The 12,360-nt window shown below is 59.2% G+C and carries 11 protein-coding genes; 2 read left to right on the top strand and 9 right to left on the bottom strand.

Translation table 11 applies throughout. The annotated features are described in order from the left end of the window. Window positions 1-79: 79 nt before the first annotated feature. The 6 genes from purB to cspD form a co-directional block, all read right to left on the bottom strand. A complete protein-coding gene (gene purB, locus QWI20_RS22760) occupies window positions 80-1,450 on the bottom strand; it encodes an adenylosuccinate lyase (RefSeq protein WP_369307330.1) in 1,371 nt (456 codons plus the stop codon). Between the two features lie 132 nt (window positions 1,451-1,582). After that, complete coding sequence (hflD, locus tag QWI20_RS22765) at window positions 1,583-2,203, bottom strand: high frequency lysogenization protein HflD (protein WP_346628115.1); 621 nt, start codon at window positions 2,201-2,203, stop codon at window positions 1,583-1,585. After that, complete coding sequence (gene mnmA / locus QWI20_RS22770) at window positions 2,203-3,333, bottom strand: tRNA 2-thiouridine(34) synthase MnmA (protein WP_192174839.1); 1,131 nt, start codon at window positions 3,331-3,333, stop codon at window positions 2,203-2,205. The genes hflD and mnmA overlap by 1 nt, the downstream gene beginning before the upstream one ends. 93 nt (window positions 3,334-3,426) lie before the next feature. Further along, on the bottom strand, window positions 3,427-3,867 hold the full coding sequence (locus tag QWI20_RS22775; RefSeq protein WP_369307364.1) for an NUDIX hydrolase: 441 nt from the start codon (window positions 3,865-3,867) through the stop codon (window positions 3,427-3,429). Between the two features lie 204 nt (window positions 3,868-4,071). After that, complete coding sequence (locus QWI20_RS22780) at window positions 4,072-6,297, bottom strand: NADP-dependent isocitrate dehydrogenase (protein WP_369307331.1); 2,226 nt, start codon at window positions 6,295-6,297, stop codon at window positions 4,072-4,074. 599 nt (window positions 6,298-6,896) lie between these two features. Then, entirely contained in the window at window positions 6,897-7,163 is a 267-nt protein-coding gene (cspD, locus tag QWI20_RS22785) for a cold shock domain-containing protein CspD (protein WP_369307332.1), read from the bottom strand. A gap of 222 nt (window positions 7,164-7,385) precedes the next feature. Between cspD and clpS the strand changes: the two genes are divergently transcribed. Both clpS and clpA read left to right on the top strand, forming a co-directional pair. Next, window positions 7,386-7,748: an ATP-dependent Clp protease adapter ClpS gene (clpS, locus tag QWI20_RS22790; protein ID WP_122536342.1), complete on the top strand. Its 363-nt coding sequence runs from the start codon at window positions 7,386-7,388 to the stop codon at window positions 7,746-7,748. A 29-nt stretch (window positions 7,749-7,777) separates the two neighbouring features. Next, entirely contained in the window at window positions 7,778-10,048 is a 2,271-nt protein-coding gene (clpA, locus tag QWI20_RS22795) for an ATP-dependent Clp protease ATP-binding subunit ClpA (RefSeq protein WP_346631382.1), read from the top strand. Window positions 10,049-10,357: 309 nt separating this feature from the next. Here the strand turns inward: clpA and infA are convergent, their stop codons facing one another. The 3 genes from infA to aat all read right to left on the bottom strand — a co-directional run bounded on the left by infA (window position 10,358) and on the right by aat (window position 12,123). Continuing rightward, window positions 10,358-10,576, bottom strand: coding sequence for a translation initiation factor IF-1 (gene infA / locus QWI20_RS22800; protein WP_002553999.1), 219 nt, complete (start codon window positions 10,574-10,576; stop codon window positions 10,358-10,360). A 101-nt stretch (window positions 10,577-10,677) separates the two neighbouring features. Next, the gene (locus QWI20_RS22805; RefSeq protein WP_369307333.1) at window positions 10,678-11,385 is read right to left on the bottom strand and encodes an arginyltransferase; all 708 of its coding nucleotides are present in this window, start codon (window positions 11,383-11,385) and stop codon (window positions 10,678-10,680) included. 48 nt (window positions 11,386-11,433) lie between these two features. After that, on the bottom strand, window positions 11,434-12,123 hold the full coding sequence (gene aat / locus QWI20_RS22810) for a leucyl/phenylalanyl-tRNA--protein transferase (RefSeq protein WP_369307334.1): 690 nt from the start codon (window positions 12,121-12,123) through the stop codon (window positions 11,434-11,436). Window positions 12,124-12,360: the final 237 nt, after the last annotated feature.

Below are 12,360 nucleotides of genomic sequence, written 5' to 3' on the forward strand. Positions count from 1 at the left end.
ACCTATTGAAAAAACGAGTTTTTACGACGGGAATAAAAACGCCCGGCTCAGCCGGGCGTTCAGAGCGTGTGCAGTGCGGTCAGATGCGCTTGGCTTGCGCCACGGCGTTGCCGATGTAGTTCGCCGGCGTGAGCTTTTTCAGCTCGGCCTTGGCTTCGGCAGGCATGTCCAGACCGTCGATGAAGGTCAACAGTGCTTCAGGGCCGATGCCCTTGCCGCGCGTCAATTCCTTGAGCTTCTCGTACGGGTTCTCGATGTCGTAGCGACGCATGACCGTCTGGATCGGCTCGGCCAGGACTTCCCAGCAAGCGTCCAGATCGGCGGCGATCTTCTGCTCGTTGAGCTCCAGCTTGCCGATGCCTTTCAGGCTGGCTTCGTAGGCAATCACGCTGTGAGCGAAGCCCACGCCGAGGTTGCGCAGCACGGTGGAGTCGGTCAGGTCACGCTGCCAGCGGGAGATCGGCAACTTGCTGGCCAGATGCTGGAACAGTGCGTTGGCGATGCCGAGGTTACCTTCGGAGTTCTCGAAGTCGATCGGGTTGACCTTGTGCGGCATGGTCGACGAACCGATTTCACCCGCGATGGTGCGCTGCTTGAAATAGCCCAGGGAGATGTAGCCCCAGATGTCGCGGTCGAAGTCGATCAGGATCGTGTTGTAACGGGCGATCGCGTCGAACAGCTCGGCGATGTAGTCGTGCGGCTCGATCTGCGTGGTGTAGGGGTTGAAGCCCAGACCCAGCTCGTCTTCGATGAAGGCGCGGGCGTTCGCTTCCCAGTCGATGTCCGGGTAGGCCGACAGGTGCGCGTTGTAGTTGCCGACGGCGCCGTTGATCTTGCCCAGCAGCGGCACGGCAGCGACTTGAGCGATCTGACGCTCCAGGCGATAGACGACGTTGGCCAGTTCCTTGCCCAGGGTGGTCGGTGAGGCTGGCTGACCGTGGGTGCGCGACAGCATCGGCACGGCGGCGAAGCGGATCGCCAGCTCGCGGATCGACTCGGCGATCTCCCGCATCAGCGGCAGCAGCACCGTGTCGCGGCCTTCACGCAGCATCAGCGCGTGGGACAGGTTGTTGATGTCTTCGCTGGTGCAGGCGAAGTGGATGAACTCGCTGACCTTGGCCAGCTCCGGCAACTTGGCCGCCTGCTCCTTGAGCAGGTACTCGATGGCCTTGACGTCGTGGTTGGTGGTGCGCTCGATCTCTTTCACGCGCTCGGCATGTTCGAGCGCGAAATCGTTAGCCAGGGCATCGAGGATGGCGTTGGCTTCGGCGGAGAATGCCGGCACTTCAGGGATTTGCGGGTGAGCCGCCAGGCGTTGCAGCCAGCGTACTTCCACCAGGGCGCGGAAACGGATCAGGCCGTACTCGCTGAAAATCGGGCGCAGGGCCTGGGTTTTGCCGGCGTAGCGGCCATCTACAGGGGAAACCGCAGTGAGCGAAGAAAGCTGCATGGGGTGTTCTCGGACTGTCAGGCGACGAAAAGGGGCGCGTATCATACATGAAAATTCCGGTCAGCCGAGGCTGGCTGACCGTTATGACTCGCGCGATGTCAGGTTCGGAGCGGGCTGAATGGCGTTGGCCACTCAGCGGTGAAGCAATGGATACAGTTCTTTCAATAACTTGCGGCGGCTGATGACCAGTTGCCAGCGGTGACCGCCCACTTGTCGCCACAGTCGCGCGCAGCGAATACCGGCGAGTAACAGCGCGCGGATTTTCGAGGCATTGTTGGGTTGCTGCAGATTGCGCATGTCGCCGTGGACCTGAATCCGCTGACGCAAGGTGCTCAGGGTGTCCTGATACAGCGCGCCGCTGGCGGCAATGACGTTTTCGTGAGCGATACCGAAATGCTCCACCTGGGATTTGATCTGCGGCAGGCGCTTGCCGATGGTGTCGAGCATGTCCTCGCGCTTGGACAGTTGACGTTCCAGGCCCAGCATTGCCAGGGCATAACGCAGTGGTTCCCGTTGCAGCGTGGCCGGATCGCGTTCCAGAGCGCTGGCGAGGGCGCGATAGCCCTCGTGCAGATTCAGGTCGTCGCCACCGAACACGTCCAGCGTGTCTTTCGGGTCCATGACCAGCAGCGTGCCCATCAGGCAGCCAACAGCGGCTTCACCGGCCTGACCGGTCTTGGCGATGCGATCGACCAGCACGGCGGCCTGGAAAACCCCGGCCAGGGCGACAAGTTGTTCCTGAATCGGGGTCATCAACGTGCATCCCTGGTGTGCCACGGCTCGGCGATTTCGATGACGCCGCCACCCAGGCAGACCTCGCCGTCGTAAAACACCACGGACTGGCCCGGCGTCACGGCGCGTTGCGGCTCGTCGAAGGTGGCGCGGTAACCGGTTTCAGTGCGTTCCAGGGTGCAGCTTTGGTCGCTCTGGCGGTAACGCACTTTGGCGGTCAACTGGCGCGGGCTGCTGAGGTCAATCGGGTTGACCCAGTAGATTTCCGAGGCGAGCAGGGCGCGGGAGAACAGCCACGGGTGTTCGTTGCCCTGGCCGACGATCAGCTCGTTGTGCTCCAGGTCCTTGACCAGCACGTACCACGGCTCATCGCCAGCGTCCTTCAGTCCGCCGATGCCCAGGCCCTGGCGCTGGCCGATGGTGTGGTACATCAGGCCGGCATGCCGGCCAATGACTTCGCCTTCGGTGGTCTTGATCTCGCCGGGCTGCGCAGGCAGGTATTGCTTGAGGAAGTCGGTGAAACGACGCTCGCCGATGAAGCAAATGCCGGTCGAGTCCTTCTTCTTCGCGGTCGCCAGCTGGTATTTCTCGGCGATGGCACGCACCTCGGGCTTCTCCAGTTCGCCGACCGGGAACAGGGTCTTGGCGATCTGCTCACCGCCGACGGCATGCAGGAAGTAGCTCTGGTCCTTGTTCGGGTCCAGGCCCTTGAGCAGTTCGGTGCGGCCGTCGATGTCGCGGCGACGCACGTAGTGACCGGTAGCGATGAGGTCGGCGCCGAGCATGAAGGCGTAGTCGAGAAAGGCTTTGAACTTGATCTCGCGGTTGCACAGGATGTCCGGGTTCGGCGTGCGCCCGGCCTTGTATTCTTCGAGGAAATGCTCGAAGACGTGATCCCAGTACTCGGCCGCGAAATTCACGGTGTGCAGTTTGATACCGATCTTGTCGCACACGGCCTGGGCGTCCGCGAGGTCGTCCATGGCGGTGCAGTATTCCGTTCCGTCGTCTTCTTCCCAGTTCTTCATGAACAGGCCTTCCACTTGATACCCCTGCTCCATGAGCAGAAGGGCGGAGACCGAAGAATCCACGCCGCCGGACATGCCGACGATGACGCGCTTCTTTTCTGTATCGGAAAAGGCTGAATCAGACATAGGAATTCGATTGGGTAGCAGCAGGAAAGGACGCGATTCTAGCAGGGAGTCGGCGCCAAGGCTAAAAGCTATTCAGTTGCGCTGGGTGGCCGGTCAGTCGCGCACAACTTCCAGACTGTGAATCGGGCCTGCCAGGTAGTCGTCGATGCAGCGCAATACCAGCTCGCTGCGCCAGCGCTCCGGTTGGCTGGCGAGTTCGTCGCGGCTGAACCAGGGCGCGCCGACGATGCCGGTGTCCAGCGCACGCTCGGGGTGGTGTCGCGTCGCTTTGGCCGAAAAACACACGCGCTGGTATGTCACGCCATTTGTTGGCGCTGTGTACAGGTAAATGCCGACGACCCCGGTCAATTCGACGTCCCATCCGGTTTCTTCCAGGGTTTCGCGGATGGCCGCTTCACGCAACGTCTCATCAGGCTCCAAGTGCCCGGCAGGCTGATTGAGCACGAGCTTGCCGTTTTTCAATTCTTCGACGAACAGGAAACGGCCGTTGTCTTCGATGACGGTTGCGACGGTGATGTGGGGATGCCAGGTCATAGATATTTCGCTCATGCGGCAGGTATCAATCAGTGTGGGAGCGAGCTTGCTCGCGAAAGCGGTGTATCTGTCGGTCGTGATGTTGAAGCTCGAGACCCTTTCGCGAGCAAGCTCGCTCCCACCGGTCGTGTGTACAGATTGCAGCGTTGCGCAGAAACACAAACCCCGGCACGGGGCCGGGGTTTGTTATCGAGCGTTACAACCTTACTTCAACGCATTGATCGCGTCGTTCAGGGTCTTGCTTGGGCGCATGGCGTTGCTGGCCAGTTCCGGGGTAGGGAAGTAGTAGCCGCCGATGTCCAATGGCTTGCCCTGTACGCTGTTCAGTTCGGCGACGATGGTCGCTTCGTTGTCAGCCAGGGTTTTTGCAAGCTCCGTGAACTTGGCTTGCAGCGCTGTATCTTCGGTCTGTGCCGCCAGAGCCTGAGCCCAGTAGGTGGCCAGGTAGAAGTGGCTGCCACGGTTGTCGATACCGCCGACCTTGCGCGATGGCGACTTGTTGTTGTCCAGGAACTGACCGGTGGCCTTGTCCAGGGCAGTAGCAAGTACCAGCGCTTTCGGGTTGTCGTAGACATTGCCCAAGTGCTCGAGAGAAGCGGCCAGTGCCAGGAATTCGCCCAGGGAATCCCAGCGCAGGAAGTTCTCTTCGTTCAGCTGTTGAACGTGCTTCGGCGCCGAACCACCTGCGCCGGTTTCGAACAGACCACCGCCACTCATCAGCGGCACGATGGACAGCATCTTGGCGCTGGTGCCCAGTTCCATGATCGGGAACAGGTCGGTCAGGTAGTCACGCAGCACGTTGCCGGTCACCGAAATGGTGTCCTTGCCCGCGCGGATACGCTCCAGGGAAACCTTCATCGCGTCGACCGGCGACTGGATGCTGATGTCCAGGCCTGCCGTGTCGTGATCCTTCAGGTAATGCTCGACCTTCTTGATCATCGCCGCATCGTGGGCGCGCTCAGGGTCCAGCCAGAAAATCGCCGGGGTATTGCTCAGGCGCGAACGGTTGACGGCCAGTTTGACCCAGTCCTGAATCGGCGCGTCCTTGGTCTGGCACATGCGCCAGATGTCGCCGGCTTCAACGTTCTGCTCCATCAAGACCTGACCTTTGTCGTCGGTCACGCGGACCACGCCATCGGTTTCGATCTGGAAGGTTTTGTTGTGCGAGCCGTACTCTTCGGCTTTCTGCGCCATCAGGCCAACGTTTGGCACGCTGCCCATGGTGGTCGGGTCGAAGGCACCGTGTTGCTTGCAGTCTTCGATCACGGCTTGATAGATGGTCGCGTAGCAACGATCCGGGATCACGGCCTTGGTGTCCTGCAGGACGCCGTCATTGTTCCACATCTTGCCGGAATCACGAATCATCGCCGGCATCGAGGCGTCGACGATGACGTCGCTCGGCACGTGCAGGTTGGTGATGCCTTTGTCGGAGTTGACCATCGCCAGGGCAGGGCGGGTCGCATAGACGGCTTTGACGTCCGCTTCGATCTGCGCTTGCTGGTCAGCGGGCAGGTCCTTGATGCGGGCGTACAGGTCGCCGATGCCGTTGTGCAGGTTGAAGCCGATTTCCTTCAGGACGTCAGCGTGCTTGCTCAGCGCTTCCTGATAGTACTCGGCGACGAACTCGCCAAACATGATCGGGTCGGAGACCTTCATCATGGTGGCTTTCAAGTGCACGGAGAACAGCACGCCGAGCTTCTTGGCGTCTTCGATTTCACGGGCCACGAAAGCGCGCAGGGCTTTCTTGCTCATGACGGCGCAGTCGATGATCTCGCCCGCCAGTACCGACGTCTTGTCCTTGAGGACAGTGGTGCTGCCGTCTTCGCCGATCAGCTCGATCTTCACGGCGCCAGCGGCTTCGATCAGCGAGGATTTTTCGCTGCCGTAGAAGTCGCCGTTGTCCATGTGCGCCACGTGGGACTTGGAGTCCGCAGACCAGGCGCCCATTTTGTGCGGGTGCTTGCGCGCGTAGTTCTTGACGGAGAGCGGCGCCCGGCGATCAGAGTTACCTTCACGCAGCACCGGGTTCACGGCGCTGCCTTTCACTTTGTCATAGCCAGCCTGGGCAACCTTGTCGGCTTCGGTGACGACTTCATCCGGGTAGTTCGGGATGTCGTAGCCCTTGGCTTGCAGTTCCTTGATCGCGGCCTTCAGTTGTGGAACCGAGGCGCTGATGTTCGGCAGCTTGATGATGTTGGCTTCCGGCGTGGTCGCCAGTTGGCCGAGCTCTGCCAGATCGTCGGACACCTTCTTGTCACCCAGGCGCTCGGGAAAGCTGGCGAGGATGCGGGCTGCAAGCGAGATGTCGCGGGTTTCAACGGCGATGTCAGCGGAGGCGGTGAACGCTTCGATGATAGGCAGCAGTGAGTAGGTGGCGAGGGCTGGCGCTTCGTCAGTGAAGGTGTAGATGATCTTCGAGCGGTTGGACATATTCGGGATAACTCTCTTCTTTGCTGAGCGTACACAAAATTTCGAGATGCGCAGGGTAGGCACTTTCGCCCAAGGTATCGATGAGCCGAAAGTCGAGAATTTCGTCGCGTGATAGGGGGTGCATCAGTCGAGCGTCAAACGGTCGGACCCGGGTAGCGGTCCGGCCTGTCGAGGGCTGAAAGCCTGGTTTCAGGTGGTTCGGCCCCCAATGACCCAACGGTCACCGGCGCTGAGTATATCACTGCACCCGGCCATTACTACGGTACTCGTGTGACGGCTTTGTGGTCGCAGGATCAATAGTCGCGGTCGCGAGAGGTGCCATGATTTCCTCGAAAAACCGCTCAGCCCTTGTGCCACGGGGCCTGCGGCAACCTGTCGCAGTAGCTCGTGGCCTGTGCGCCTTGTCCCGTCGATCACCGGATTTCGACTAAAGGAGCATCAACGGCGCAATGGCGTTGGTAACTTCCATGTTGCTCACTTCTATATAGATGCACGCAACGGGTGGTGAGAGGCACAAAAAAAGCCGGCCAACCCTGAACGGATTGACCGGCTTCTCGAATCTCGCGCTTGAACGGTCCGGCTCAGGCGTGATTGTCGCGCTATGCCTGCTGCTTCTCGTGCTGTCTCTCGTGATGAGTCACAGGCTCCTGGACCACAGCAGTGACCTGCGCACTGATCGCGACGGCGTGAAGACCCTTGGGACCCTGGATGATTTCGAACTGAACCGGCTGTCCGGCCTTCAGCGTTTTATAGCCGTCCATGGTGATCGCCGAGTAGTGCGCGAACAGGTCTTCAGACTTGCCGTCTTCAACGATGAAGCCATACCCCTTGGCGTTGTTAAACCACTTGACCTTACCGCTTAGCATAGTCACATCCCTCTGCAAAGGACTCCGATGGGAGTATCATCACCTCTCATCCGCCGGACCTAAAAAATTTTGGTTGACTGCGCGGACCCTTTTTACCCAATGTGGGTTCTATTGTTTGTAACACCGATTGGCCGATAGTCAAGGTCAAGCGGCGGTCCAGTTGAAAACCGGTATCACCGCCACCATTTATTTCAATCACGTCCTCTGTGAACCTTCTTTACCATGCATGCAATCAGCAAGATTCGACTAACATTCAATCAGGATGACCCGCATCCCCATGAGGACGATGCGTCGGGCACCGCTGTACAGGAAGCCAAGCCGATATTGCAGGTGCCGCCTATGTACAAGGTGGTTTTGTTCAACGATGACTACACCCCGATGGATTTCGTTGTCGAAGTGCTCGAGGTGTTTTTCAACCTGAATCGTGAGCTGGCGACCAAGGTCATGCTGGCCGTCCATACAGAGGGACGGGCCGTTTGCGGATTGTTTACCCGCGACATCGCCGAAACCAAGGCTATGCAGGTCAACCAGTACGCCAGGGAAAGCCAGCATCCGCTACTCTGTGAAATCGAGAAGGACGGTTAACGCCGGACACTTGGGTATGAGGTGAAGCTATGTTAAACCGTGAGCTCGAAGTCACCCTCAATCTGGCTTTCAAGGAGGCCCGCTCTAAACGTCATGAGTTCATGACCGTCGAGCACCTCCTGCTGGCCCTATTGGACAATGAGGCTGCCGCCACCGTACTGCGTGCCTGCGGCGCAAACCTCGACAAACTCAAACACGACCTCCAGGAGTTCATCGACTCCACCACGCCGCTGATCCCCGTGCATGACGAGGATCGCGAGACCCAACCTACACTCGGCTTCCAACGCGTTCTTCAGCGTGCGGTTTTTCATGTGCAGAGCTCCGGCAAGCGAGAAGTCACTGGCGCAAACGTGCTCGTGGCGATCTTCAGCGAGCAGGAAAGCCAGGCAGTGTTCCTGCTTAAGCAGCAGAGCGTTGCCCGTATCGATGTCGTCAACTATATCGCCCACGGTATTTCCAAAGTGCCTGGGCATGGCGATCAATCTGAAGGTGAGCAAGATATGCAGGATGACGAGGGCGGTGAGTCTTCTTCCTCAGGCAATCCTCTGGATGCCTATGCGAGCAACCTGAATGAGCTGGCCCGTCAAGGCCGCATCGATCCGCTGGTAGGGCGCGAGATGGAGGTCGAGCGCGTCGCTCAGATTCTCGCGCGGCGCCGCAAGAACAACCCGCTGCTGGTGGGCGAGGCCGGGGTGGGTAAAACCGCCATTGCCGAAGGCCTGGCCAAACGCATCGTCGACAATCAGGTGCCGGATTTGCTGGCCAACAGCGTCGTGTACTCCCTCGACCTGGGCGCACTGCTGGCCGGTACCAAATACCGTGGCGATTTCGAGAAGCGCTTCAAGGCGCTGCTCGGCGAGTTGAAGAAACGTCCGCACGCGATCCTGTTCATCGATGAAATCCACACCATCATCGGTGCCGGCGCTGCGTCCGGTGGCGTGATGGATGCCTCCAACCTGCTCAAGCCGCTGCTGTCGTCGGGTGATATCCGTTGCATCGGTTCGACCACGTTCCAGGAATTCCGCGGCATCTTCGAAAAAGACCGTGCGCTGGCCCGTCGCTTCCAGAAGGTCGACGTCTCGGAGCCTTCAGTCGAAGACACCATCGGCATTCTGCGCGGCCTGAAGGGCCGTTTCGAACAGCATCACAATATCGAATACAGCGACGAAGCCCTTCGTGCCGCTGCCGAACTGGCGTCGCGCTACATCAATGATCGCCACATGCCCGACAAGGCCATCGACGTGATCGACGAGGCGGGTGCCTACCAGCGGCTGCAACCAGTGGAAATGCGCGTCAAGCGCATTGAAGTGCCGCAGGTTGAAGACATCGTGGCGAAGATCGCGCGGATTCCGCCGAAGCACGTCAACAGCTCCGACAAGGAGTTGCTGCGTAACCTGGAGCGCGACCTGAAGCTGACCGTGTTTGGTCAAGACGCGGCCATCGACTCGCTGTCCACCGCGATCAAGTTGTCGCGTGCAGGTCTCAAGTCGCCGGACAAGCCTGTCGGTTCGTTCCTGTTCGCAGGTCCGACCGGTGTGGGCAAGACCGAGGCAGCGCGTCAGCTGGCCAAGGCACTGGGTATCGAGCTGGTGCGTTTCGACATGTCCGAGTACATGGAGCGCCATACCGTATCGCGTCTGATCGGTGCGCCGCCGGGCTACGTCGGTTTTGATCAGGGCGGTTTGTTGACCGAAGCCGTCACCAAGCAGCCGCATTGCGTGCTGCTGCTCGATGAAATCGAGAAGGCGCACCCCGAGGTCTTCAACCTGCTGCTGCAGGTGATGGACCACGGGACGCTGACCGACAACAACGGGCGCAAGGCGGACTTCCGCAACGTGATCGTGATCATGACCACCAACGCCGGTGCAGAAACTGCGGCCCGTGCTTCGATCGGTTTCACCCATCAGGATCACTCCTCTGATGCGATGGAAGTGATCAAGAAGAGCTTTACGCCGGAATTCCGCAACCGTCTGGACACCATCATTCAATTCGGTCGCCTCAGCCATGAGGTTATCAAGAACGTGGTAGACAAGTTCCTCACCGAACTTCAGGCGCAACTGGAAGACAAGCGCGTATTGCTGGAGGTGACCGACGCGGTGAGGGGTTATCTGGCCGAGGAGGGTTACGACGCAGCGATGGGGGCACGCCCGATGGCACGTCTGATCCAGGACAAGATCAAGCGTCCGCTGGCCGAGGAGATTTTGTTCGGCGAGTTGTCCGAGCATGGCGGTGTGGTACACATCGACATCAAGGACGGCGAGATCTCGTTCGATTACGAAACCACGGCTGAACTGGCCTGACGTTTCGGTTATTGCAACAAACCTGAAAGGCGCCGATTGGCGCCTTTTTTGTTGGGTGCGAATGTGCAGAACCCTGTAAGAGTGAGCTTGCTCGCGATTGCGATTTGTCTGAGACACATTAGGTGACTGACACGAAGCAATCGCGAGCAAGCTCACTCCTACATCTGTTGAAACGTGCCGCGTTCTGACGGACCGAGTGCTCTGCCTTTTTTGCAACGTGCCGCGGTCTGTGGGATTGAGTGATGCCGCCTCTATATCCCGCGCACACAAAAACGCCCGGCATGAGCCGGGCGTTTTTGTTAAGACCTGTTAGCGGGCGCGGTAAGTGATGCGCCCTTTGCTCAAGTCGTAGGGCGTCAGCTCAACGCGGACCTTGTCGCCGGTAAGAATGCGGATGTAGTTCTTGCGCATCTTGCCGGAGATGTGCGCGGTTACGACGTGCCCATTTTCCAACTCCACACGGAACATGGTGTTGGGCAGGGTGTCGACGACAGTGCCTTCCATTTCGAAGCTGTCTTCTTTCGACATGCAGTAAAGCCCTCGGTATCCAATGAATGGCCCGGTGCAAACGGCAGCCAGGCAAAAGCGGGCTGCATTGTGCCCGAAAATTGAGGTTTAAGCCAAGGGCTTCAGTAAAGAGTGACCCATCTTTGATTGGTGAGCAGCTCGATGGGGCGATATTGGGTCTTGTAATTCATCTTTTTGCAGTTCTTTATCCAGTAGCCGAGGTACACGGCATGCAATTGCATGCGTGCGGCTTCGGCGATCTGCCAGAGAATCGCGTAACGCCCCAGGCTGCGGCGCTCTTCCGAGGGTTCATAGAACGTGTAAACGGCCGAAAGCCCATTGGGCAACAGGTCGGTAACTGCCACTGCAAGCAGGCGGCCTTCCAGGCGAAATTCGTAAAAACGCGAAAACGGCAGGTCCCGTACCAGGAACGTGGAAAACTGGTCGCGACTTGGCGGGAACATATCGCCATCGGCATGGCGGTGCTCGATGTAGCGCTGATACAGGTCGAAGTACTCCTCGCTGAAGTGCGGCTTGGTGCTCGTCACTTCGAGGTCGGCGTTCCTTCTGAAAATACGTTTCTGCTGACGATCAGGCACGAACAGCCCGACCGGAATGCGCGCAGGCACGCAGGCGCTGCAGTTCTGGCAGTGCGGACGGTACAAATGGTCGCCACTGCGGCGAAACCCCATGTCCGAGAGATCGGCATAGACCTGGACGTCCATCGGCTGGCTGGGGTCGAGAAACAGCGTGGTGGCTTGTTCCTCGGGCAGGTAGCTACAGGAGTGGGGTTGAGTGGCATAGAACTTCAGCCGCGCCAGCTCGGTCATGATCAACCCTCGAGAAAAACCTTGAGTTAAGAGTGTATGCCAGCAGACTCAAACTCGCCTAGGCAGCCAGTCGGCGCAAGTGCTCTTATCCAGATGTTCGCGCAAATAGTCGGCGAAGGTCTGCCGTGGAATCGACCGAGCGCCAAGGCTTAGCAGGTGGTCGGTCGGCATCTGGCAATCGATCAGGACAAATCCCCACGTTTGCAAATGTTCGACTAGCGTCGCAAAGCCAACCTTTGAAGCGTTGTCGGCGCGGCTGAACATGGATTCGCCAAAGAACAACTGGCCCATGGCCAATCCATACAAGCCGCCCACCAAGGCGTCGCCGTCCCAGACCTCTACGCTGTGGGCGAAGCCACGCGCGTGCAGTTCGATGTACGCCGCCTGCATGGAGTCGGTTATCCACGTGCCGTCTGCGTAGGCCCGAGGTTCGGCGCACGCTTGAATGACCGCCGGGAAGTCCTGATCGAACGTGACCCTATAACGCCCCTGGCGCAGCAACTTGCCCAGACTGCGCGATACATGCAGTTCATCCGGAAACAGCACGGTACGCGGGTCCGGCGACCACCACAGAATCGGCTGGCCCTGCTGATACCAGGGAAAACAGCCATGGCGGTACGCAGCGATCAGGCGATCGGCAGACAAATCGCCGCCGCCGGCCAACAGTCCGTTGGGTTCGCGCATGGCTTTTTCCAGCGCAGGGAAATCAAGGGTGTCGCGTTGTAACCAGGTCAGCATGGCATCCAGACTTTACGAGAGGGGAGGGGAGTCAGCGCGGTTCGCCGTTGCGAATTGCAACTCCGTGCTTCAAACGGGGTCACAAGCCGCCTGATCGAACCGGGATGTCGGACGCTTGATTTCTTCATCCCGGCATGGCCTTTTGACAGTTCAAGGAAGCAGTAGCTACGCGTCATAAGCCTTTGTCGGCAAAGAAAATGCGTGCCGCAATCGTCTGCGGCCGTCGAAGCTTGAAGA

This window comes from Pseudomonas sp. W2-17, from assembly GCF_041060445.1.
GTDB lineage: Bacteria > Pseudomonadota > Gammaproteobacteria > Pseudomonadales > Pseudomonadaceae > Aquipseudomonas.

Bases quoted from the DNA above. Each gene is read 5' to 3' on its own strand.
- purB (WP_369307330.1), bottom strand. From the start codon at position 1,450: ATGCAGCTTTCTTCGCTCACTGCGGTTTCCCCTGTAGATGGCCGCTAC.
- hflD (WP_346628115.1), bottom strand. From the start codon at position 2,203: ATGACCCCGATTCAGGAACAACTTGTCGCCCTGGCCGGGGTTTTCCAG.
- mnmA (WP_192174839.1), bottom strand. From the start codon at position 3,333: ATGTCTGATTCAGCCTTTTCCGATACAGAAAAGAAGCGCGTCATCGTC.
- QWI20_RS22775 (WP_369307364.1), bottom strand. From the start codon at position 3,867: ATGACCTGGCATCCCCACATCACCGTCGCAACCGTCATCGAAGACAAC.
- QWI20_RS22780 (WP_369307331.1), bottom strand. From the start codon at position 6,297: ATGTCCAACCGCTCGAAGATCATCTACACCTTCACTGACGAAGCGCCA.
- cspD (WP_369307332.1), bottom strand. From the start codon at position 7,163: ATGCTAAGCGGTAAGGTCAAGTGGTTTAACAACGCCAAGGGGTATGGC.
- clpS (WP_122536342.1), top strand. From the start codon at position 7,386: ATGCATGCAATCAGCAAGATTCGACTAACATTCAATCAGGATGACCCG.
- clpA (WP_346631382.1), top strand. From the start codon at position 7,778: ATGTTAAACCGTGAGCTCGAAGTCACCCTCAATCTGGCTTTCAAGGAG.
- infA (WP_002553999.1), bottom strand. From the start codon at position 10,576: ATGTCGAAAGAAGACAGCTTCGAAATGGAAGGCACTGTCGTCGACACC.
- QWI20_RS22805 (WP_369307333.1), bottom strand. From the start codon at position 11,385: ATGACCGAGCTGGCGCGGCTGAAGTTCTATGCCACTCAACCCCACTCC.
- aat (WP_369307334.1), bottom strand. From the start codon at position 12,123: ATGCTGACCTGGTTACAACGCGACACCCTTGATTTCCCTGCGCTGGAA.